Annotated in this window: 15 protein-coding genes; 6 read left to right on the top strand and 9 right to left on the bottom strand. The window is 53.6% G+C overall.

Annotated elements, in window-relative coordinates:
• Positions 1-55 precede the first annotated feature (55 nt).
• From AB1L42_RS06540 to AB1L42_RS06565, 6 genes are all read right to left on the bottom strand, one after another.
• Entirely contained in the window at positions 56-928 is an 873-nt protein-coding gene (locus tag AB1L42_RS06540; protein WP_367052636.1) for a prepilin-type N-terminal cleavage/methylation domain-containing protein, read from the bottom strand.
• Positions 925-1392 carry a hypothetical protein gene (locus AB1L42_RS06545; protein ID WP_367052638.1) on the bottom strand — a complete coding sequence of 156 codons (468 nt, stop codon included), beginning with the start codon at positions 1390-1392 and terminating at the stop codon, positions 925-927. The genes AB1L42_RS06540 and AB1L42_RS06545 overlap by 4 nt, the downstream gene beginning before the upstream one ends.
• Positions 1376-2059: a hypothetical protein gene (locus AB1L42_RS06550; RefSeq protein WP_367052640.1), complete on the bottom strand. Its 684-nt coding sequence runs from the start codon at positions 2057-2059 to the stop codon at positions 1376-1378. Before AB1L42_RS06550 ends, AB1L42_RS06545 begins: the two co-directional genes overlap by 17 nt.
• On the bottom strand, positions 2056-2517 hold the full coding sequence (locus tag AB1L42_RS06555) for a type II secretion system protein GspG (protein WP_367052642.1): 462 nt from the start codon (positions 2515-2517) through the stop codon (positions 2056-2058). The genes AB1L42_RS06550 and AB1L42_RS06555 overlap by 4 nt, the downstream gene beginning before the upstream one ends.
• A 426-nt stretch (positions 2518-2943) precedes the next feature.
• The gene (locus AB1L42_RS06560) at positions 2944-4152 is read right to left on the bottom strand and encodes a type II secretion system F family protein (RefSeq protein ID WP_367052644.1); all 1209 of its coding nucleotides are present in this window, start codon (positions 4150-4152) and stop codon (positions 2944-2946) included.
• A 185-nt stretch (positions 4153-4337) separates the two neighbouring features.
• Complete coding sequence (locus tag AB1L42_RS06565; RefSeq protein WP_367052647.1) at positions 4338-5507, bottom strand: hypothetical protein; 1170 nt, start codon at positions 5505-5507, stop codon at positions 4338-4340.
• A 460-nt stretch (positions 5508-5967) separates the two neighbouring features.
• Between AB1L42_RS06565 and AB1L42_RS06570 the strand changes: the two genes are divergently transcribed.
• A complete protein-coding gene (locus AB1L42_RS06570) occupies positions 5968-9843 on the top strand; it encodes a secretin N-terminal domain-containing protein (RefSeq protein WP_367052649.1) in 3876 nt (1291 codons plus the stop codon).
• 137 nt (positions 9844-9980) lie between these two features.
• Positions 9981-11660 carry an ATPase, T2SS/T4P/T4SS family gene (locus AB1L42_RS06575; RefSeq protein WP_367052651.1) on the top strand — a complete coding sequence of 560 codons (1680 nt, stop codon included), beginning with the start codon at positions 9981-9983 and terminating at the stop codon, positions 11658-11660.
• A 55-nt stretch (positions 11661-11715) separates the two neighbouring features.
• Here the strand turns inward: AB1L42_RS06575 and AB1L42_RS06580 are convergent, their stop codons facing one another.
• The 3 genes from AB1L42_RS06580 to folK form a co-directional block, all read right to left on the bottom strand.
• Positions 11716-12939, bottom strand: a complete 1224-nt coding sequence (locus tag AB1L42_RS06580; RefSeq protein WP_367052654.1) for a pitrilysin family protein — start codon at positions 12937-12939, stop codon at positions 11716-11718.
• A gap of 203 nt (positions 12940-13142) precedes the next feature.
• Positions 13143-15641 (bottom strand): DUF1559 domain-containing protein, encoded by a 2499-nt coding sequence (locus tag AB1L42_RS06585; RefSeq protein WP_367052657.1) that lies wholly within the window; start codon positions 15639-15641, stop codon positions 13143-13145.
• 160 nt (positions 15642-15801) lie between these two features.
• Positions 15802-16605: a 2-amino-4-hydroxy-6-hydroxymethyldihydropteridine diphosphokinase gene (folK, locus tag AB1L42_RS06590; RefSeq protein ID WP_367052659.1), complete on the bottom strand. Its 804-nt coding sequence runs from the start codon at positions 16603-16605 to the stop codon at positions 15802-15804.
• Between the two features lie 219 nt (positions 16606-16824).
• Here folK and AB1L42_RS06595 point away from each other — a divergent pair, with 219 nt between their 5' ends.
• The 4 genes from AB1L42_RS06595 (at position 16825) to AB1L42_RS06610 (ending at position 21906) form a co-directional block, all read left to right on the top strand.
• Complete coding sequence (locus tag AB1L42_RS06595; RefSeq protein WP_367052662.1) at positions 16825-17484, top strand: hypothetical protein; 660 nt, start codon at positions 16825-16827, stop codon at positions 17482-17484.
• A 358-nt stretch (positions 17485-17842) separates the two neighbouring features.
• Positions 17843-20029 carry a threonine--tRNA ligase gene (gene thrS, locus AB1L42_RS06600; protein WP_367052665.1) on the top strand — a complete coding sequence of 729 codons (2187 nt, stop codon included), beginning with the start codon at positions 17843-17845 and terminating at the stop codon, positions 20027-20029.
• A gap of 79 nt (positions 20030-20108) precedes the next feature.
• Positions 20109-21098 (top strand): beta-ribofuranosylaminobenzene 5'-phosphate synthase family protein, encoded by a 990-nt coding sequence (locus tag AB1L42_RS06605; protein WP_367052667.1) that lies wholly within the window; start codon positions 20109-20111, stop codon positions 21096-21098.
• A gap of 358 nt (positions 21099-21456) precedes the next feature.
• Positions 21457-21906, top strand: a complete 450-nt coding sequence (locus AB1L42_RS06610; RefSeq protein ID WP_367052670.1) for a PilZ domain-containing protein — start codon at positions 21457-21459, stop codon at positions 21904-21906.
• Positions 21907-22059: the final 153 nt, after the last annotated feature.

A 22059-nucleotide genomic window follows, 5' to 3' on the forward strand; every position in this document is an offset into this window, starting at 1 on the left:
CTGAATGTGTTGCTGTTTGGCGAAGTGAAATTCGCAGTGCTTCGTTGTTAGTTCTCTATTCGAGGATCGGAATGGACATGGGAATATGGAACAGGTGTTCCACCGGGAAGACGGACCCTTCTGCTTGAGAAGAGCGGCCGGAGGACGAACTTGTTGTTGGGGTCTGCCAGAGTCCGTAGGTGACGAGAATGGCGCGAGGGAGAGAGCCCAGCGTGCGGCTGTCCCATGAGTCGACCCAGGCGATTCCGTCGAAGTAGCTGAATTGAACTTCCGTAATTTCGGGAGCGAGGATGTCGTATTCCGTGAGAGTGTCTGTCGCGGAATCAAATGCATAAAAATCCAGAACGCGTCGTCCGAGTCCAGTCAGTGGACGGCGCTCGAGAGCGTCATTCGCCTCATTGCGATGTGCGGGCTGCGTTGGATCGATCAGGAATGCGGGATCGATCGGACCAGTTCCCCAGGTAACTGTCGCGAGATCGGTCGTTCTGCCAGTCTCGGTGACTCCCGTTGCAAGGCTCTCGTAAGTCAGTTCTCGGATCGGTTTGCTGACGCATAAATGAACATATTCAGAGGTGCCAACTAATCCGAACGGAAGAGGGATCGATTCTGAGCTGAGCGAATCAAGCGTGGTGTCGGTGGTTGATTCTTCCGATGTCGATGCGTCTGTATCTGTCGAAGCGGTTTCTTCCTCTTCGATGGTGAACGCCAGGGCAGAAATGTCGCTGTCAAATTTTCGAACAAGAGCTCGGATGAGTTGGGCTCGATGAATCTGATCTCGTCCCGCGACCTGAAACCGAAGATGCAGGCCGACTGCGGAGTAGACTGCACTGAGCAGCAACACCGTGAGAGCCAGTGCGATGAGCACTTCGATCAGAGAGAAACCAGCGCGAGGTGATTCGTTGTGCACTGATTGTCGGAGGAGTTTCATAATTCCTCCTCTGAAGCAAGCGCAGCTTCTTCAAAGACGAGTGGATCGCGCAAGAGCCGGTTCAGTCGATAGGAGGCAGCGATATCTCCCTGCGAATTGGTTTGCTCGACGATCATCTCGAGTTCGAGCAGATAGGGGATCCCTGTTTCGGTGACGTTCAATGTCCAGGACCAGTCAGGGTCATCATCGAACGGAGAACCTTGGACGGACTGGGCTGGCAAAACACCGGAGGCGACTTCGTTTAGCCGTCGTTCGCAGCGAAGAACTGCCTCGGAGACAAGTTGAGATCGAATCGCGGCGGTGCTGCCATTCTTCAGGATCTGAGTGATGACCGCCGTCGCACCCAGAAAAATGGCGAGTGCGAGAACGACCTCGAACAGAGAAATTCCGGAACGCAGCAAAGCGATCTTGTGTTCGCGGAGCGAATTTCGTTTCAGGAATGTCGAGTTAACGCATCGCACCATAGGTCTCCGGAAGGACAGCGAGGCGAGACGTCACAACAGTTCCGGTAAGCCCTCTCACTGAGAGTGTGATGACGCGACGATCTTCATCGATGATCGTCACGCTGCCATCCGTTGCAGATCCATCTGGTGAATAAATGATCGGAGGAGCCCAAGAGACATCCCGATGAATCACCCCATCGGCCAGCATCTCAAGCCAAGGGTCAGGAAGTCGTTCCGTCAGCGTGACTTCACCTGTGCTCAGAGAGTTCTCCAGGTAGAACGAACAGTCCTCTGAGAGTTCGTGAACCTTGGGAAGACGATTCTGGCTGCCCGTAGAAGATAATTGTGCTGTGCTGGTGGATGACGTACCGGATTGCTGTTCGCTGACTTGCAGATCGTAAGGCAGCAGGACGAATTTGCGTCCGTTCGGTTCGAACCGGAACTGGTAAGTGATCCCGTCTTCGACAGCTTGGACCCGAGCATGATCGAGCATTTGGCGAACTTGCTCGACGTTGCCGAGCAAGCTCTCGCTTTGCAGGAAACTCGTGATTCGCGGCCAGGCCATCCCCGCGAGTGCAACGATCACAACGAGTACCAGAGTCAGTTCCAGAAGTGTGAACGCTGACCGTGGGGCCTCATGTTGCGATCTTGCTTGGGCAGAGATGGATTTCCTGAGCGAACAAATCATCGAGCAATTTCATCCCAGTTGTTGATGTCGTCGCCGGAACCGTTTTCGTTCTGACGGTTCTTGCCTGCCGACCAGATTGCGGGGCGGTCAGTTTCTGCTTTGGTGTTGGGGTATTCGTAGTACAGCGGTTCTCCCCAGGCATCGACTGGAAGTTTGTCGAGGACTGCAGCAGCTCCCGACTCTTGATCTTTGGTCATCATCATCTGAATGGCATCCTGTCCACCGGTAGGTGGCTCGAATCCATTGTTCACGGCGTAAAGGTCAGAAGCCTGTTCCAGATTGAGGATTGCCGACCGGGTTTGTCGTTCGTTGGCGACGTTGGCTTGTCCAAGCAACTGAGGAACAGCCATCGCTGCGATCACGCCAATGATCGCCAGCACGATGAGAACTTCGAGCAGCGTAAAACCGGAGCGACGCTGACGAGACTTCAGGAGTGTTTTTTTGATGTGGGTACGCATGGGGGAATCCTCCAGGATGATCACAAGAGACACTCAATCCAGGACCAAGTGCCGAAGGTATTATTTAATGTTTGTGGGGCTTAAGGGGTGAGAGCAGGATGCTTTTCCCGGTCCGTTTGTTCGCGGGGGCCCAAGGCTCTCGGTACGTTATCTTCTTTCTTCGCTCAAGCTTACGATCAACGAATCTGTTGGCATCCTGCTGGAGCTTGAACGCTGTTGTGGTGAGATATCAACTCTCACTGAATTGTATGCGGTTTTGGGTTCAAATTGATGGCTCGAATGGTTCCTGGGGCTCGTTTTTTCGTTTTCCGAAGTCTCTCGTTTTTCGACGCTGACTTGATCTGAACGGTTCCAGTGAAAAGTCACACGGTCAGCTCTTCGTTGAATTTCAGCCGAATAAAGTTCGAAAAACGAAGAACCTCAGATTTAAACAATGCTGGAGCTCTGAAGGATCGGTAACAATAGGGCGACAACGACAAAAAGCACGATCACAGCCAGAAATAGCAGAAGTACCGGTTCCAGGAGTCGAACCAGCATCTCAATCTGACGCCCGGTCTGTCGTTCAAGGTTGTCAGAAATGTCGATGAGAACATTCTCGAGGTTGTTGGCTTCTTCACCGACCGCAATCATCTCGACGATCTGTTCGGGGAAATGACCACTGGCCCCCAATGGTCGAGCGAGCGATTTTCCCTCGGAAATGTTGTCGGCTGCGGATTCAATCGCTTCGCTCAGAATGACATTTCCGGTGGCGTCCTTCGAAATATTCATCGATGTCAGGACGGGAACTCCGTTATGAAGCAGCGTTCCAAGGACGCGACAAAAACGGGCGATTGCCAAACTTCGCACGATTCCACCCAAGCCAATCGCTTTCAGCCGAAACTGATCGACTTGTCGCCGACCGTTCTCTGATTTGAGCCATTGCCCTAAGAGAATTCCTCCGACAACTAAGCCGATTAATGCAATCACCCAGTACTTTTGAGTCCAGCTACTGATCGCAAGCAGAGTAGTTGTTGCCCAGGGGAGTTCACCTCGCTGAGCCATGTTCTCGAAAATCGGTTCGAACTTTGGAACGAGCCAAACCATCATGACGGTGACGACCATGCCACCCACGCCGAGCAGGAAGATCGGGTAAACCATCGCACCAATGACCCGGCCTTTGAGTTCTTCCTGATGATCTGTGAATGCAGCAATTCGCTTGAGGACGTCTTCGAGAAAACCCCCCTCTTCGCCAGCGCGAACCATACTGACCATCAGTGGGGAAAATGCCTTGGGATGGGCTTTCATTGAGTCGTACAGTCGATTTCCCTCTGCAACATTGTCTCGCACGTCAGCAAGCACAACTTTCAATGCCGGGTGCGTCGATTGTTTGGAGAGCAATTCCAGCGATCGCAACAGCGGAACACCTGATTTCAAAAGGTCCGCGAGCTGTGAATAAAAGATCGAAAGGTATTTCGGAGGGACTCGTCTTCCAACTTGCTTGGCAGCTTTCTTACTCGAATCTGCCAGCCCGACGCGAATGGGGAAGAGTTGCTGGGAGACGAGTGAAGCCAGCGCTTCTTTCTCTGTGGCTGCAGTCAGAATTCCGTCGACTTGCTGGCCCGACATTTCTCTCGCGGTGTATTGAAATTCTGGCATGGCAGGAGACAAATCCGGAAACAGAGAGACAAAAATCGCCCGACCCATCCGGCCATGTTGGCGAAGACAACCACGTCACCAAGATGACGTGTGGGGGGATCTTCAGTCAAACGGCCAGGTGGATGGGCGAGCCCTTGAAGTTGAATATTGAGTGGATGCGTTTCGAAGTCGTTCTGGAAAACCGCTTATGTGGCATTCACTTGAACGAAGTAGGCGATGAATGACTCTCGTTCCAAGGGTTGATTAATGTCAATACCTGCTTGGATGAATAGCGGTTTCAGCTTGCTGGATCGCTCCCATTCTTCCGCATCAATCATCCCGTTTCGATTCTGGTCTAACAGTCGGAATGTGTTCGCGCCGCGTCGAGCTTCCACGCTCTCCATGTCGACATCAGGAACTGGTGTCGAGACGGGCTGTGTGTTTGCTTGCGGTGTCGCTGCGGCAGAGTCTGAAGATGTTGTTGTGGTTGGACGTTGTTGAGTCGCAGCGAGGGTCATGACTTGAATCTGCTCAACATCAGCAGGACCTCGTTGAAGTTCTTTCGGGGTCAAAAAGCCGTCTCGATTGTGATCGTACGCGTTGAACTCCGAGAGCGCGTCTCGTTTCCACTGCTTCCATTCGTAGAGCCCAATCTGCCCGTCCTGATCGAGGTCTCCGTCGGTGAAGCTCGATGGAAGGTCGACCGTCACGCGTTCCTTTGGCCGCATCGAGAAACTGGTTCGGCTTCGTGAATCCCGACGGTCATCGTCGCGACTTCGGTCATCCTCTCTGCGCCGATCGTCATCACGACGGCGATCATCCTCACGGCGTCTGTCGTCATCTCGGCTTCGATCATTGCTGCCTTCGCTCTCCCGTCGACGTCGTTCGTATTCTTCGCGACGGCGTTGGAATTCTTCGTATCGGGCGCGGTCGGAATCGCTGCCACCTCGGTCACTTCCGGGAGGTGGACCACGGAATCCGCCACGGTCTCCACCAAACCCTGGGGGAGGACCTCTGAAACTGCCTCGGTCTCCACCCCGATCACCTCCGCCAAAACTGCGATCGCCGCCTCCGAAGCCTCGCTCACCGCCGGAGTCTCCACGAGACGATCGAGCTTGTTCGAAGCTTCTCATGAGGCTTTGTTGGTCAACTCCCCGACGGAAGTCGAGACCGCTGCTTTCCATGCGTTCTCGAAAGGGAGCGGGCAATCGGCCGATTTCCGATTGATCGATTCGACCATCCCCGTTGCTGTCCAGTCGGCTGAACATCCCGTCGGGAGAGCCACCGCGTTGCGCGAGTGCTTCGGTCGACATCGAGACGAGGCAGCCTAAGAACAGGAATATCCCGAACTTCTGTAATTTGTGAGTTTTCGGCATCGTTCACGGTCCGAAATGGAAACTACGGGGTTGAAAGACTCGGTGAAGGGATTTCACCATAACAATTGAAACACCGCAAATGTTTAATCGGACCGCATGACTCTCAGAACTCTGGTGAAACTTTGTAGTCCGGTGAACAAGCAAAACTCCTATAGAAGGATTTTCAACCTGGAATTCGGTCGCTGGCGTTCATCTCAAGCCAGAACTGATTTCAAACGTTGGATGGATGCGACAAAGCAGGATGGGGCGAAGCGGCGGCGTTTTGATATAAATTGAACGAGATGAGATCACAGTTGCCTGCAAAAGTTGGACACAACCGTTTCAGATGATTGTGTTTACGAAGATCCACGTTCAAGGAGTGAAGGGTTTTCTCGAAGTTTCCAAATTTTTCAGTAGATATTCGCGTCATTGATTCAGTGAAGCAATCTGCTTCGCTCAGTGACCCGATCTGGAGCGTCTGATGAGTTCCGTCCCGAAAATCTTCGTCATGTTTGTCCTCGCGTTTTCGCTTGTGGCTGAGGTCGACAAGTACGTTCTCGCCCAGGATGATGGTGATCGACGGGACGAAAACGGGTCCCGTCGTGGGGATCGAGGCGAACGTGGTGATCGTGGCGGTTTTGGCGCCCCAGATGGCGGTGGTCGTGGTGGATTTGGAGGCCCTGGCGGCGGTCGCGGCGGATTCGGAGGTCCCGGCGGTGGACGAACCGGACGTGGTGGTCCCGGGGGACGTGGAGGCGTTTTCGGAGAAATTCAGAACGAAGCGACTCGTGCTGAGATCAATCTGACCGACGAACAGCTGCAACAGCTTCAAGAAATTTCCGAGTCCGGTGGCGGCCGCGAGCAGTTCGGCGAACTCTTCGGAAGAATGCAAAACGCAGAATCCGAAGATGAACGCAACAAAATTCGCGACGAAATGCGTCAAGCCATGGAAGCTGCCCGCGAAGAGCAACAGGAGCAGATGAAAAAGGTCCTCTCTGAGGATCAGATCAGTCGATTGAATCAGATTGTTCTGCACCGCGAAGGAACACAAGCTCTCGGCCGGGATGACGTGCAAGCTGATCTCAACTTCACCGATGCTCAAAAAGAACAGATGGAACAACTCAATGACGAGTACCGTGACGCTCGTCGCGAGCTTGGGTTCAATGCGTCTCCTGAAGATCGTGAGAAACTCCAGAAAGACTTCGAATCGAAAGTCCAGAACCTTCTGACCGATCAACAGAAGAAGCAGTGGGAACAAAAACTCGGTCCTCCTCCGACTGATGCAGGCGGCGGTCGACCTTCATTCTCGCGAGGGGCTCCTCAAACTCCACAGTATCGATCACGACCAGCGATTATCGAAGAAGCACCGGAAGGGGCTGTCGCTGTCGCATCTTTCGGAGGGGGCAGTGCTGAGGAAGCGTCTCCATCGTCAGAAGCTTCACCTTCGAGCGAAGGACAAGGCGAAACACGCCTCTCCTTCAACTTCCGCTACGCTCCATGGGTCGATGTTCTCAAGCTGTTCGCTCAGGAATCCGGGTTATCTCTCGACCTGATGGACGTTCCTCCCGGAACGTTCAATTACTTCGATCAGGGGCAATACACTCCTCGTGAAGCTCTCGATGTTCTCAATGGATACCTTTTGCCGAAGGGTTATGTTCTCGTCTACCGCGACGACTTCCTCGTCTGTTTAAATATCGATGGGACGATTCCTCCCAACCTGATTCCAAACGTGGCACCTGAGGAACTCGACACTCGAGGACGTAACGAACTGCTGACAGTTCTGTTCCGGCTTGAAGGTGTCGATGTCAATCAAATCGCTGCCGAAGTCAACGAGATCAAAGGGCCTCAGGGTTCCGTCGTTGGTCTCCCCAGTACGAATTCGGTTCTCGTTACTGACATCGGAAGCAACCTGATTCGGATTCGCAAAATGCTGGACGACGTCACAGCAACTGGCGGACCGGATGCGATGTCGTTCAAGTCCTATCAGATCACCAACATCGCTGCGTCCGAAGCGGATCAGCTGTTGAGAGGAGTCTTGGGATTGTCAACGGGAGTGACGAACATCAGCGAGGGACGCTCACGGAGCAGTTCCCAGCGACCCGCTACAGATGGGCCGATTACGATTGCAGTCGACGGTCGTCAAAACCTTTTGATGATTACCGCCACTGTCCGTCAGCATCAGATGATCGACGAAGCACTGAGGACGATCGATAATGCAGCAGATCCGAGCAAGTTCTCCTTTGAGAGCAACAAGCCATTCCTGCGAGTTTACACCGTCGACAATGCCAATTCGCAAGAGGTTGTCAAGACTCTTGATGTGCTCGTGCCCGGAGTTGTCGTCAACGAAGATGGACGAAATGACAAGATCCATATCGTCGCCACTCCGGAACAACATCAGCAGGTCGAAAACTTGATCCGCCAGATGGACGGAACCGGTGTCGCTTCGCAGCAAATGGTTGTCTATCCACTCGTCAAGATGGACCCACTGACCGCTGCCGCAACGCTTCGGGCAATGTTCCTGAAAGATGGAGAATTCGCTCCGACAATTGAGCCGGATGTCTACGGTCGTCAACTGATGATTCGTGGCGATCAGGACCAGATGATGCAGGTCAAGAATCTGCTTGTGCAACTTGGCGAAGACGGAACCGGCACGCGAGAACGTTCAAGCACCGACCGTGTGCGAACCTATTCTCTCAGCGGACGTGATCCACAAGAGATTCTGCCGTTGATCGAACAGATGTGGAACCGACGAACAGATTCGAGAATTCGTGTCGTCAATCCACAGCAGCGATCGATTCGAGACATTCGAACTCCTTCCGAAGCACAACCGATTCGCGAATCACGACAAGACGACATTCCGTCTGCTCGCCAACCCTCACCACGCGATCAGGAAGAGTCTCGGGATTCTGTTCGACTTACAGAACCAGTGAAGCCCGAAGAAATACAACCTTCGACGACTGAGTCGTCAGATTTGATTGTCGCGCAGCTTCCGGAAGGTTCCGCTGAGCAGAACGCATCGGAGCAGTATGACGAAGAGCTGTTGGACCTGTTTGACAGCTATCTCGATGCTCTCGATGAAGAGACCCAAGACCTGGAAGAGGATCGATCGAACCCAAGCACGGGATCATCAAGTGAGGAAACTCCGAGCAGCGCAGGCGTTGGTTCGAATGAATCACCAGCTCAACAATTTCCTCCTCAAACTCCGTCACAGCGTCCCGAAATGGCAAACACACGTCCGCCAGCTGACGTAAACGTCACTGTGAGCGGTGATCAGTTGTTGCTCTATTCTTCCGATCCAGAAGCACTCGATGAACTTGAAGATTTGCTTGAATCGACAATCAATGCCATTCCGCCTCGGACAACCTGGACTGTTTTCACATTGCAGTCAGCAGACGCGACTGAGACTGCGATGATGCTCGAAGAACTGCTGCCCTATAGCAGTGTCAGTGCTTCGTACTCATCGTCCGGCATGCTCGGCGGAATCACGGACAGTGTTTCCGCGCTTGGGGGAGGTCTGGCGAACATGACCGGGCTGAGCTCCATCGCCAGTGCGGGACAGACTCTCAGAATCATTCCCGATGTTCGGCTGAACGCGTTGTTTGTGTCTGGACCTTCTGGACAGGTGCGTGAAGTTGAAGAGATGCTTCAGGTCCTCGATGCAACAGAATGGCCCGACAGCATGCGGGATAAACTCACACGTCTGATCCCCGTTGAACACGCTGATGCTCAGGAAGTCATGACGATTGTGAAAGACGTCTACAAGGTCTACATCGATCCACCTCGACAGCAGGGAGGCGGAAACAATCCGTTCGCTGCCATGATGGGCGGTGGAGGACGAAGTGGTGGAGGTCGTGGCGACTCTCGAGACGCAGAAGAAGCTGTCCCAGAAATGGCTGTCAGTGTTGACACGAACACTAATCAATTGGCTGTCTGGGCGGATGAATCACTCTTCCAGGAAGTCAAAACACTCGTCGAGTCGATCGATGAATCGGCCCGCGTGGCAAACCGCACGGTTCGCGTTGTTCCACTCCAGAATACAAGTTCGGCAGTCGTTCAAACGGCTCTCGGAACGCTCATGCCTCGCGTAAATGTGAGCAGCACCGGATCGCGAAGACCTTCCAGTTCAGATTCGAGTTCCAACTCAGGATCTTCGGACTCAGGACCAACGCAGGAACAGCGAGATCGAATTCGAGCATTCATGGAATCACGAGGCGGTGGTTCCCCGTTCGGTGGAGGACGTCCTTCGTTTGGTGGTGGCAGCAGCGGCCGTCCGTCATTCTTCGGTGGCGGCGGTGGTGATCGCGGTGGAGACTCTGGCCGGGGTGGACGACCTAGCGGAGGTCGCGGAGGGCGATAATCGCTGGAAACTTATTTCTGACACGGAGGGTAAGACGAACAACTGGCGAGGCGTGAAGCATGAAATCCTCGTGCCGCCGATGCCACTGATCATTGTGCCTCTTGACCCCCGTCCCGGTTTGCCCGACGATAATCACTATGAACATCGGATCTCTACTTGTCGATCAAGGTCTCGTTACGGACCAGCAACTGCAGATGGCGCACGACCACGACGCCAAACGGCGGGTCGATCGCGTTCTGATCGAAATGGGGATCATCCGCGAAGACGAAACGCTGCAGCTCCTTGCCGATCAGCTCGGGATGGAGTTCATGGACTTGAAAGAGTACGCAGTCGACCGGGATCTTCTAAATTCCTTCCCGACCACAGCAATCTTTCGTCATGAGGCGATGCCGCTGGCTCGCGAGAATGGGCATGTTCAAGTCGCCGTCAGTGATCCGTTCAATCTGGAATCAATCGACGAGTTGAGCGCTCTGGGCCGGTGCCGGATTGAACCTGTGCTGGCGTGTCGCGATGAAATTCTGGAGTTGATCAAGCGCAACCTCGGAGTGGGCGGAGACACCATCAATCAGATGGTCGCGCAACGAAACGAGTCTGAGGTGGATCTCCTCGACGAGATTCCCGAAGGCATGGGGGAGTTGGCGGAATCCGCACAAGCTCCTTCGGTCATTCGGCTCGTGAACGAATTGCTCATTGAAGCTTTGGAGCAGAGGGCGAGTGATGTCCATCTCGAACCGCATGAAGGCGGGCTCACGATCCGCTTTCGCGTCGACGGCATGTTGCGAATCGAGCCTGTTCCGCCAGAGATTAATCACTTCGCATCGGCGATCGTGACGCGTCTGAAAATCATGTCGCGGCTGAACATCGCAGAGAAGCGGCTCCCTCAGGACGGTCGAATCAACGTCCGGGTCCAAGGCCGTGAAATCGACGTTCGTGTTTCGATCATTCCGATGCTCCACGGTGAAGGCGTGGTCTTGCGTTTGCTTGATAAGGAACGCATGGTCTTCAATCTGCGTGGCGTGGGGATGCCCGAGAACGTTTACAATCAGTTTCATGAACTGATTTCGCTCCCGCACGGGATTATTCTGGTGACCGGGCCAACGGGAAGCGGAAAAACGACGACGCTCTACAGTGCGTTGAATGAGATCAAAAGTCCCAGCACGAAGATCATTACAGTTGAAGACCCGGTTGAATATCAGCTCCCGGGGATCAGCCAGATTCAGGTGCATAGCAAGATCGGCTTAACTTTTGCCGCCGGGCTGCGAAGTATTTTGCGACACGACCCTGATGTGGTGCTGATCGGGGAAATTCGAGACGGTGAAACTGCCACCAGTGCGATTCAAGCCTCTCTGACGGGTCACCTGGTGTTCAGCACGCTGCACACGAATGATGCTCCAAGTTCGTTTACTCGACTCGTCGATATGGGCGTCGAACCGTATCTCGTGGCGAGTACTGTGGAAGGAATTCTGGCCCAGCGGCTTGTTCGTAAACTCTGTGCTCGTTGTAAACGACCGGTGAAACCCGATCCGAGCATGTTGCCCGAAGACTTCCCGAAACCCGATATCGAAACACTCTACGAACCGGTGGGGTGCCGCGACTGTCGAGATATCGGGTTCACAGGTCGAAGCGGAGTTTATGAGTTGTTGAAGAACGACTCAAAGATCAAACAACTCTGCATCGAACAGGCAAGTGCGGGCGTGGTCCGCGAATACGGCTTGAAGCACGGAATGCTGACGCTTCGGCAATCCGGCTATCAACGAATGATCGACGGAGTGACAACTCTTGAAGAAGTCGTTCGAATCACCCGCGGCGATCATTAATCCGCTGTCGTTTCGGATTGCCTAAATTCCACCGCATGTGAATCGTGTCGGTCGATCAACTCTCGACGGGACCGAGACCAACGGTTGTCACTTGACCGATTGGGTACCGGTTGAGAAGTTCCCGAACGTCTTCGAGCGTGAGCTCCTGAATGTCTTTCAGGTCGTCTGTCACACTTCTGTAGACGCCCCGATAGAGCCAGTTTCCGCCGAGGGAAACCAGTCGTCCCATTGGACGTTCACTCGAAAGAACAATCCGGGAGGCGACTTTGTTGCGGGCCTGCTCGAGTTCGTCTGGAGTTGGACCGTGCTCGTTGATGTCTGTGATCGTCTGGAGAATGCGGTCGAGATTCGATCGAGTCTGATCCGGTTCACAGCAGAGATAAATCGCCCAGGCTCCGCTTCCGTCGTAGTCGTTGTAGGAGAGTTCAGCTGTCTCTGCCAAACCGGTTTCGACCAGATCCCAGTACAGTCTTCCTGAAGACTCATCCCCGACAATTGTCGAGATGATCTCCGCAGCGAATCGCATGTTGCTGTCCGCCGGCGGGGCAGGGGACATCTGCATGACATGCTCTTGATTCATTCCGGGTTTAGGAATCCACTGGACCTGCGTTTCCGGCTTGGCTTCGACAACGGTCCGTCCGGGCGTTCCCGATTGCCAGTCCCGGCAGTACTGATCGACGAGGCTTGTAAATTGCGTCCAGTCGAGATTGCCGGTCGCTGCCAGAATCAAATTGGCGGCTCCGTATCGCTGTTCGTGATAGTTTCGCATTTGCTCGACAGTGAGATTGGTGATGCTCTCACTGGAACCGAGAATGCTTTGTCCGAGCGGGTGTCCCGAAAAATGAGATGACATCGACTGATCATAGACAGCGAATCCGGGAAGATCTTCGTACATCCCGATCTCTTCGAGGATAACCTGCTTCTCCATATCGAAGTCTTCTTCTCGCAGGCTGGGCCGCATGAGACGTGCGAGGAGATCAAATGTGCGATCGAGGTACTCTGGCAGGATCGCAGCGTAGTAGAAGGTCAGTTCTTCGCTGGTGGACGCGTTGTAGCTTGCTCCGACTTCGTCAAAGATGCGATTGACATCTTCGGCGGAATACTGCGAATCACCTTTGAAAGCCATGTGTTCCAGAAAATGGCTGACGCCGGAGTCTGCGATCTGTTCATCTCGCGCCCCGGTTTTGACGAGAAAACCAATCGCTGCGCTTTGTGCATCGGGATTGATTTCAGCAATGATCTGCAGGCCGTTGGGAAGCGTCTTACTGTGAAATTTCATCGGGGTCAGATTCAGTTCCGTGAGTGAAAACAAGGCTCTGACACGGTGTCAGAGCCTTGGAAGTGATTGAAAAAGTCGTTCGGTTTGCTCGTCTGAGTCTGCGAAAACCTTATCGAAAAACGATCGAGAAGTGATCCTCAAATTTACGAATCGAATTGTTTCACGGCGAGTACAGTCGGGTCAAACCGGTTTCAGGACGTGTCCTAAAAATCGCCGACGACTTCGCCGCCGCGAATCGTTGAGAGCGCTTCCATGACATCAGGATCGATGTTTTCGCTGATGAATCGCACAGATCCGTCTGCGAAGAGGAATTGGGCTCCGCCGTTGAAGTGGCTTCCGAATCCATTTCCTCCGTTGATATACGGCTGGCGGTCCAAGGGGCGAATCGTCGGTTGGCCGCCCGCTGCCCAAGGTTCCGCTTTAGTCGTTTCACCGACAGCGATCGTGTTTGAGGTTCCGTCGTGAATGTCACGAATCCGAGTCTGTCGGTTGTAGGCGAAAATACCAGCTCGTGGGCTGTTTACCGGAAGATTGGGGCCATCTTCTCCGACTCCCGCCATGCCGACGTAGGATGTCGTGCCGTAGCCGTCTTGCCAGCCTTCCTCACCGGGCATCACATAGACTTGGATCGGGATGTCGACAAGGAATTCGTTCTCTTCAGAGTTCCATTTCGATTCGAGATCGAAGTCATCGTACAGGCCAAATTGATCAACGAAGGGCAGAATCGAAACCAGCCAGCTGAGGCGTTCTTCGACTTTAAGATCTTCGTTTGGAATGGTCCCTTGTGGGAAGCCGCCATGGGTGTCGTGATAGTTGTGCATTCCCAGACCAATCTGTCTCAGATTGTTCCTCGACTGAGTTCGTCTGGCTGCTTCGCGGGCCTGTTGAACTGCTGGAAGGAGGAGTGCCACCAGCACAGCAGAAGTCGCCACTGTTGTCCCTGCGTTTCCGCCGCCAAGGAATGGGATTCCGGGCATGGATTCGCGGACGTAGCCCTGCCAGCCGGTCTCGTTAACCGTGGTGACGGTCACGTTCGGGAAGAGAGCTTCGAGCAACGTCTCGCTGGGAGGAATATCTGCTGGCGAAATTGGGAGCTGAAAATCGGGGTCGAAGGCTCCCGACTCTCGAATCCCTAATTCCGCGACACCGACAAGCATCGGAGCAAAGCCCATGATCAACCGATAGGTGTCGCGCGGGTCGATGATGCTGAGTGATGTGATTTCGGTTGGAACTTCGGCCAGTGCGGAAGCTTGTTCGGCGGAAGGAGACCAGCTGGGAAGGTCACCATCGAGACGCATCAGGAACGATTCCACAGCTTGCGGGACAAGGCCGATCGCGACCCATTCGTCCTCAATGCAGAACGATGGTGTCAGGAAAGGGGCTTCGTGGAATCTGAGAATCGTCAGCGTTCGCCCGCGTTTTTCGACGTCGACGGTCGAGAATTTTCCGCGAGATTCGATCGCTGCTCTGTCGGCCAACTTTTTCAGGTTCTCTCGCAGCTGTGGAGCATCGTTGACACTCATCAGGACTGCTCCGCCAAGTCCGAACAGTCCTTGGTTCGCGTCTGAATACAGACAGTGAATGTTGCCGATGGCAGCCAGGAGATCTCGAATCTCGAAGCCGAGTTCTTGTTGAAGATCGGCATAGTCCTCGTAGAAGGAATCCATTTCCCCCGGAGGAGCGATCTCAGCAACTTTGTCGATCATCATCCAGGCGGTGTCGTAGGCATCGGCGAGGTCAAAGCTGGCAGCGACCAGGCTGGTTTGACCGACTGGAATCGGTGGAAGGTCTTGAAGCGTGAAAGGCTTTTGCATCAGAAGCTTCATCAGCCCTGATGGTTCTCCAGAAATCTCGACATGCTGTTCACTCCACATTGCTTCACCTTTGTAGCCGCTGTTGGCGACCGCGTGGTCGAAGTTGTCGAGCCCGAGGATTTCGAGAATTTCATTGATGGTCAGTTGCTGATTTGGCAATGGAATTGGCATGCGACCGAACATCTCACGAAGAGGTTCGAAGTCGAACCAGCCAAGTGATGTACTAGTAAAGTCCTGGTCGGACGTGACGTATTTCTCGTAGAGCGGATTTTCCAGAATGTTTGGCTGTTCGCCGTCAGCGACGGCAATTGCCGATCGAATCGCATCAAGGCCGATAGCGAACATCAGGTGTCCCTGTTCTTCCCACCATCCCAGTTCGACAGGAGTGTCAGGAATCATGGCCATCGTGATCGATCGTCCACGCTGTTCGACCTGCTGGAAATCGAGATCCGCCTCCGGGATCATTTCGATGAACTGGGAGAGAATGGAAGCTCCTTCTGCCCAGTCGTGAACCACGACAACTCCCCAGGGTTGCATTGTCGGCCCAACCGTGATTCCGAGTGAGAAGCCGTTCTCTTCAATGTGAGCAATGGCCTCGTCGATTTGCTCTTCGTTGGGGATGCTCCCGGGCAGGGAATCAAACGCTTCTTCGATCTTGTTCATCAGACCGGATTCGAAGAACGCTTTGTAACAAGCGGTTTGCTTGAAACTTTCGCTCGTGAGTGCTGACCCGTTCGAGCGGGCGAAGATGATCGATTGGTATGGAAGGAGGTTCTCAGGTGAAACACTTCCGCCAGCCCGCTGGGCATATGTCCAACCGACGGCGATACCCATCGCACAGATTGCAAGAACCAGCCCGTTCAGGTTCAGTTGACGAGGCAATGACATCACGAAGTCCTTTCGTACATTGGAGTCTTGATTTGCAGCGTTCCGTCACTCTTCCCGGAGCGTCTCTACCGAAGACGGTTTCCGCTCCGAAATTATCTTCCAATTTCCTGTTCAGCCTTGCAAGAGTCCCCCCTAATCTCACGACTTTAGAGTAGGGGCATCAAGGAATCTTCGTCGGTGAATCCGTGACGGCGACGAGGATTTGAAGAATGAAGTGAACCTGCTGCCCGATTCGACTCTCTCTTTCGTCGTGACCGACCTGTTCGAGGATTTTGGCAATCTGCTTCTCTCCTTCGGTTTCCGTTTCGATCAAGACCGTTGTCTGTGAGTCGACCCAGTACTCAGCACTCGCCAGTATGACTACTGCGTTTGGATCATCCGCAGCGACGAGTTCGACGACTTCGTCGTCGATGAACTGATCGAGTGATTCGATGACGGCGGGGTCGCACGATATTCCGATTTTCAGAGGTCGAGGTTTCAGTCTGAGATGAAGTTCTCGAGCAGTCAGGCCGATGATGGGATGTCGCCAGTCGGGAGCGATGTCGATGACGGGATCGAGAACGAACCGTCGGTAAAAACAGGCTGGATGGGGAACGATGAGACGTTCCGTCGAGATACATTGATCCCCGTACGCGATCAGATCGAGGTCAAGAGTGCGTGGCCCCCAGCGAACATCTCTTTTGCGGTGGCAAAGCGTCTCGGTCTCTTGCAGGACGCTCAGAAATTCTTCCGGTGCGAGTGTCGTCTCGATCGTGGCCGCTGCGTTGACGTATCCCGATCCCGCATTCGATCCGACGGGAGTCGTCGTGTAGAGAGGGCTCGTTTGGACGAGACTGACTTCGCGATGCTCATCGAGATGTTTCAAAGCGAGGTCGAAGGTTTCCGCGACATTCCCGAGATTCCCTCCCAAGCCGACGATTGTCGTGACCGAGGGATGATGAGAAGATATGGATTCGGAAGACATCGGGATTTCTTGTCACGGGTGAGGTTGAACGACGGATTACGGAGGAAGCATGAAAGATCGACGGAAACGAATTGGGCAGAGTCGGTCAGCTTCCCCGCCATTTCGCACAATATTTGCTTGAATCTCACGAATGATACGTGAAGAACTGCCAGTATTGGCGTCCGTTCGATTTCCGTTTCATGTCACAGGGACTTTATTTCATCTGGGAAGGGTATTGTAATGAGAATTCAGACGATGTTCGTAGCGGCGATCGCTTTAAGTGTACTGACAGCGACCATGGTGTCCGCTCAAGATGAAGTGTTGCCTGCAGGAACGGACTCCGCCGAAACGACTCCAGATGAAGCACCGACAACGGAATCCGTTCCCGGAGAGCAACCTGTTGAACCGGCAAAAGACGAATTCGTTGATAAGACTCTCGATCGAGCGAAAGAAACAGTTGCCGAACTGTCTGAAAAAATTGACGAAGATGAACGAGCGAAGGAGTTCTCAGCGGGCGTTCTCAAGCCAATCTACGCAGTTGCTGAAGCACTCTCGTTTCCAGCATTTCACTGGCTGGCCTTCGCTCTGATGGCGACCGGAGTCGTTTCCTTCGCGCTGCAACTTGTCCTTGGCAAACTTGTCGTTCTGGCTCACATGGGCTTCAGCCTGAAAGAAATTCTGGCCGATGCGTTGGGTTTGGCGATCAGCGTGATTGGACTCGTATTGACGACGCAAGCAGCTGCTGAGAATTCGACGTTCACGACAAGTGCTGCAGCGGTTCTGTCTGCCACGATCGCTGGCATCGTGCTCGGCTTCGTTTTCTATCTTTGGGGACAGAGCCAGGAAGTCGAAGCTGCCCGAGGTCGCAGTGCTGCGCAACATGCGGAATCGAAGAAGTAATCTCCGTGTCGAACATCGTCTGGTCGGGCGAGTGGTTTCTGCAATGGTTTGATCATTCGAGGAATGACAAAGTCATTTCCTCAAGTCAGAGCGGTTGGTCCATTCGCCCGAGCCAATTTTGGATTCAGTGAGAGGTGACTTCTGAGCAGAGTCCTGAGAATCCGTGAAATTGGCCGATGGGCGGGGGCTGCGCGGAATCTGGGGTTCAGTCAATTGCTCCCGGTTGACGAGGTCGCGACACTTCCCTAGAACGCGCACACAGAATCAAAGTGCTTTCCGCCACCCCTCGTATCGGTGGCCATTTTGATTTGAGAACGACGAAGTCGCTTCAAGCGGCTTCTCAACATGGAAATGATCCATGCCAAGAATTCAGCTTCCCGACGGGACAATTCAAGACATCGCAGACGGTTCTTCAGCTCTGGATGTCGCTCGCGGGATTGGCGAACGCCTCGCGAACGCAACAGTTGCTGCCGAAATTGACGGTGTCATTGTTGATGCGAACCGACCCTTAACCGAAGTCAGCGACGCAGATCCGATTCCGCTGAAATTGTTGACGACTCGGGACTCAGAAGCTGTCGGCGTCCTGCGACATTCCTGTGCTCATGTGATGGCACGGGCAGTGATGAGATTGTTCGACGGAGTCGGTTTGGCATTCGGGCCGACCACAGGCAACGGCTTCTACTACGATTTCGACTTGGAGACTCCGATCAGCGAGGAAGACTTTCCTCGGATCGAAGCCGAGATGCAGTCGATCATTAAAGACTCGGAACCGTTCGAGCGTTTTCATCTCGATCGCGACGAAGCGGTGGAATTGGTGACTGGACTCAATCAGGAATTGAAGGCTGAGCACATTCAGACAGGCTTGGCGGATCATGGAACCTTAAGCTTCTATCGACAGGGTGAGTTCGTCGATCTCTGCCGCGGACCACATGTCCCGGATGCGGGGCGGATCAAAGCTTTCAAGCTTGTCAGTGTCGCCGGTTCCTATTGGAAGGGCGATTCGAAGAACAAGCGTCTTCAACGTTTGTACGGGACGGCCTTCTTCGACAAGAAAGACATGAAGGCTTATCTCGAACAGGTCGATGAAGCGAAGCGTCGCGATCATCGAGTGCTCGGCAAGCAGCATGGTCTGTTTTCGATTTCACCGGAAGTCGGTTCAGGGTTGTGTTTGTGGTTGCCGAAAGGGGCGACTGTTCGCGCGTTGCTTGAAGACTTCATCAAGCAGGAGCTTCTGAAGCGGGGGTATCAACCCGTCTATTCGCCGCACATTGGTCGAGCGGAGCTTTACGAAACGAGCGGCCACTTCCCGTATTACCGGGACTCGCAGTTCGCGCCGATCTTCGGTCATCCCGCAGGTCAGCTCGTCGACTACTGGAAGCAGTGTCTGACAGCGAATGAAATCGATGAGAAGGTAGAGAAAGACTTTCTGGAAGCAGCAAAGGACATTGGATGTCCCTTCGAAGACTTTCCCAAAGCCGGTGCGAATGAAGAGAAACTCGCCTATCTCAGCAAATGGGAAAAGCAGCAGGAACGATATCTTCTGAAGCCGATGAACTGCCCGCACCATGTGCAGATGTATCAGGCGCAACCTCGTTCGTACCGAGACTTGCCCGTTCGGCTTGCTGAGTTTGGAACCGTTTACCGTCACGAGCAATCTGGCGAACTGAACGGAATGCTACGCGTGCGCGGGCTGACTCAGGACGATGCCCATCTCTTCTGTACTCCGGAACAGGTCGAGCAGGAGTTCAAGGAAACACTCGATCTCGTGAAGTTCGTGCTGGCGAGTGTCGGGTTAGAGAACTACCGCGTCCAACTGTCGCTCCGCGATCCGGATTCGGATAAGTACGTCGGATCAGAAGACCTGTGGGACCGTGCTGAAGGCACACTTCGAAAGGTCCTCCAGGAGTCAGGTTTGGAGTTCACAGAGTGTGCGGGCGAAGCGGCCTTTTATGGACCGAAAGCAGACTTCATGGTCAGCGATGCAATCGGTCGTGAATGGCAACTTGGAACCGTTCAACTGGACTACAATCTTCCTGAACGCTTTAAGCTCGAATACGTTGGCTCCGACAATCAGACACACCGTCCGGTCATGATTCACCGTGCTCCGTTCGGGTCGATGGAACGATTTGTCGGGATGTTGATTGAACACTTTGCAGCAGCGTTTCCGCTGTGGCTGGCACCGGAGCAGATCCGCATTCTCAATCTGAACGACGAGATGCTTCCGTTCTGCGAGGAAGTCCAACAGAGATTCCGTCAGGCGGGATTTCGAACCTCGATCGATCGGCAATCAGCGAATGTCAAAAAGAAGATCCGCGACGCCCAGTTGGATTTAGTCCCGTACATGTTGATCGTTGGCCCGAAAGACAAAGAGAAGGGCGGAGTGTCGGTGCGAGACAGGATAGAGGGCGACCTTGGCTTTATGTCGCTGGATGATGCGGTGGCAAAGCTGGTTCAGGAACGCGACGAAAGAACGATTCGGCAGGTCATCAAGTCTGATGTGAAAGTCTTCTCCGGTGGAGGAGATGGAGCTGAGAACGAGTATTGATTCTTCCGGAAGTTCTTAAGGTTCGAGAAGTGTGTCTGTTGGTGAATGCATCTGAACAGCAGGTGCTTGGGACATCGAAATGCAATCGCTCAATTTGATGATTGAAACCGGTGCGCGATTGCATTTTGGTCCCCTCTCGTACCGTCCTGAAGTCGGTCGACATTTTGGTGGCATCGGGCTCATGATCCGCGAACCGGGCGTATCGCTCAGGTTTTCTGCGGACGCCGAACGCGACGATTCTGATCGTTCCGGCGAGTCTATAGTTGTGTTCGATGAGTGCAGTCGTGCGAGCGCGATTGCGAAGACGATTCGGGAAGCACGTCCGGATTGGGATCGTCCGATTGACATCGATGTCGCTTCCGAGATTCCCTCACACCAGGGGCTTGGGTCGGGGACACAGCTTTCGATGGCCGTCGCTGAGGGTTTGGCTTCGCTTCACGGAGTGAATGACTTGAGTCTCTGTGAGTTGGCCTCATTGGGACGTCGAGGAAGCCGCTCGACGATCGGGCTTCACGGCTATCAAACCGGAGGCTTTCTCGTTGATGCCGGGCACGCACCGGGAGCGGCATTGGGTGAACTCGCGTGTCGCATTGAATTTCCGGAGAACTGGCCGGTCGTTCTTGTGACTCCTCCTCAGTCTTCAGGGCTCTCGGGGGAAGGGGAAGCGGAGGCGTTTGCCGAATTGTCGCCAATGTCGCAGGAGATGACTGGAGAGCTGTGTCGACTGGTGTTGACCGGCATTCTTCCGGGAATTCAATCGCAAGTTTTCTCCGAGTTTTGCCACGCCCTACAGCGTTACGGAGACTTAGCTGGCGAGTTCTTCCGGGAAGTTCAAGGGGGACGGTATTCTCACTCCGAAATGGAAGGTCTGGCCAAGCGAATCGCACAGCTTGCCGATCCGGTCTGTGTCGTTCAATCTTCGTGGGGGCCGACGGTTGCGGTGTTCGTGGAGAACGATCTGTCAGCTCAACAGCTTGTTGATTCACTGAATGTTGATCTAGCTTCACGCGACTGGAAAATCACGCGAACTTCCGCACTCAATACTGGTCGGCGGCTTTCGTTTGAATGATCGATGGTCATTTGAGGACAGGTTGAATTTCTGTCCCGTTGATTCATCTTGGTGACCGATCTGTAGCCGATATTTCCGTCCGTGAGTGCTCGTCGTGGGGGGAGTATTCCTCACATTCGCCAAATCACATCATGTCACGAATGGTTTATGTGACCTTGATCGATGTGATCGTCAGAAATGGTCGACTTCCATCTGGTTGCTCCAGAGATTTCTCCTCTTTACGGTTTGTCGGTCGCATAATTAGGTCAGGAACTCAGCTTCTCGCTGCTCGAAAATGCCATCGGTGAACTGTTCATCAGAAGAGCTTTTACGGGCGAGTGTTGCTGATTTGAACATGACCTGTGCAGGATAGAGCACGATGAAGTTGTCGCGAACAGAGAGAGTGCGGCTCGAACGGTTGATCGAAGTGGATGCTTGCAGCAATGACAGCATCAAGCACAATCGACGCTTATCCAATCGGGTTCCTGTCCGACTGATCGCGACACTGTTGCTCAAGCACGAGCATACGCGAGAGTGTCGTTCGGTGTCGCTGGGAGGTCGAGTTCTTAACCTCTCCAAAGGGGGAGCGATGATCGCGATGGATCGGGTCATTGAAACGGAAACGGTATTCATCCGTTTTCTGTCCGAAGCTGCCGGGCCCAATGTGATTCAGTCTCGCCTTGTTCACTCGTCAATGGATCGCAAGAGTGACCATCCCCATGTCTACGGCGTCGAGTTTCAGAAGCTTCTGACAGATCATCAGTTTGCCGAGTTGCTTCGATCGCAAAACACGGTCGATGAAGACGATCAAATCTCGCCAGCTTTCTAGAGCAAGTTGCTCTTTCCTGTGCACTCGCTTGCATTGTTTTAAAAGTTAAAAGGCTGTGCTTGCTCGTGCGAGATCGTGCACAAAAATCAGAAAATGCTCGAATTGGCTCTCGTGAATCTATTGCTGTTGCTTCAGCGATGTTGAAAGCCGTCG

This window comes from Thalassoglobus sp. JC818 (assembly GCF_040717535.1).
In the GTDB taxonomy this organism is placed as follows: Bacteria; Planctomycetota; Planctomycetia; order Planctomycetales; family Planctomycetaceae; genus Thalassoglobus.

Excerpts from the sequence above, each read along its gene's own strand:
- AB1L42_RS06540 (WP_367052636.1), bottom strand. The coding sequence starts at position 928 with ATGAAACTCCTCCGACAATCAGTGCACAACGAATCACCTCGCGCTGGT.
- AB1L42_RS06545 (WP_367052638.1), bottom strand. The coding sequence starts at position 1,392 with ATGGTGCGATGCGTTAACTCGACATTCCTGAAACGAAATTCGCTCCGC.
- AB1L42_RS06550 (WP_367052640.1), bottom strand. The coding sequence starts at position 2,059 with ATGATTTGTTCGCTCAGGAAATCCATCTCTGCCCAAGCAAGATCGCAA.
- AB1L42_RS06555 (WP_367052642.1), bottom strand. The coding sequence starts at position 2,517 with ATGCGTACCCACATCAAAAAAACACTCCTGAAGTCTCGTCAGCGTCGC.
- AB1L42_RS06560 (WP_367052644.1), bottom strand. The coding sequence starts at position 4,152 with ATGCCAGAATTTCAATACACCGCGAGAGAAATGTCGGGCCAGCAAGTC.
- AB1L42_RS06565 (WP_367052647.1), bottom strand. The coding sequence starts at position 5,507 with ATGCCGAAAACTCACAAATTACAGAAGTTCGGGATATTCCTGTTCTTA.
- AB1L42_RS06570 (WP_367052649.1), top strand. The coding sequence starts at position 5,968 with ATGAGTTCCGTCCCGAAAATCTTCGTCATGTTTGTCCTCGCGTTTTCG.
- AB1L42_RS06575 (WP_367052651.1), top strand. The coding sequence starts at position 9,981 with ATGAACATCGGATCTCTACTTGTCGATCAAGGTCTCGTTACGGACCAG.
- AB1L42_RS06580 (WP_367052654.1), bottom strand. The coding sequence starts at position 12,939 with ATGAAATTTCACAGTAAGACGCTTCCCAACGGCCTGCAGATCATTGCT.
- AB1L42_RS06585 (WP_367052657.1), bottom strand. The coding sequence starts at position 15,641 with ATGTCATTGCCTCGTCAACTGAACCTGAACGGGCTGGTTCTTGCAATC.
- folK (WP_367052659.1), bottom strand. The coding sequence starts at position 16,605 with ATGTCTTCCGAATCCATATCTTCTCATCATCCCTCGGTCACGACAATC.
- AB1L42_RS06595 (WP_367052662.1), top strand. The coding sequence starts at position 16,825 with ATGAGAATTCAGACGATGTTCGTAGCGGCGATCGCTTTAAGTGTACTG.
- thrS (WP_367052665.1), top strand. The coding sequence starts at position 17,843 with ATGCCAAGAATTCAGCTTCCCGACGGGACAATTCAAGACATCGCAGAC.
- AB1L42_RS06605 (WP_367052667.1), top strand. The coding sequence starts at position 20,109 with ATGCAATCGCTCAATTTGATGATTGAAACCGGTGCGCGATTGCATTTT.
- AB1L42_RS06610 (WP_367052670.1), top strand. The coding sequence starts at position 21,457 with ATGAAGTTGTCGCGAACAGAGAGAGTGCGGCTCGAACGGTTGATCGAA.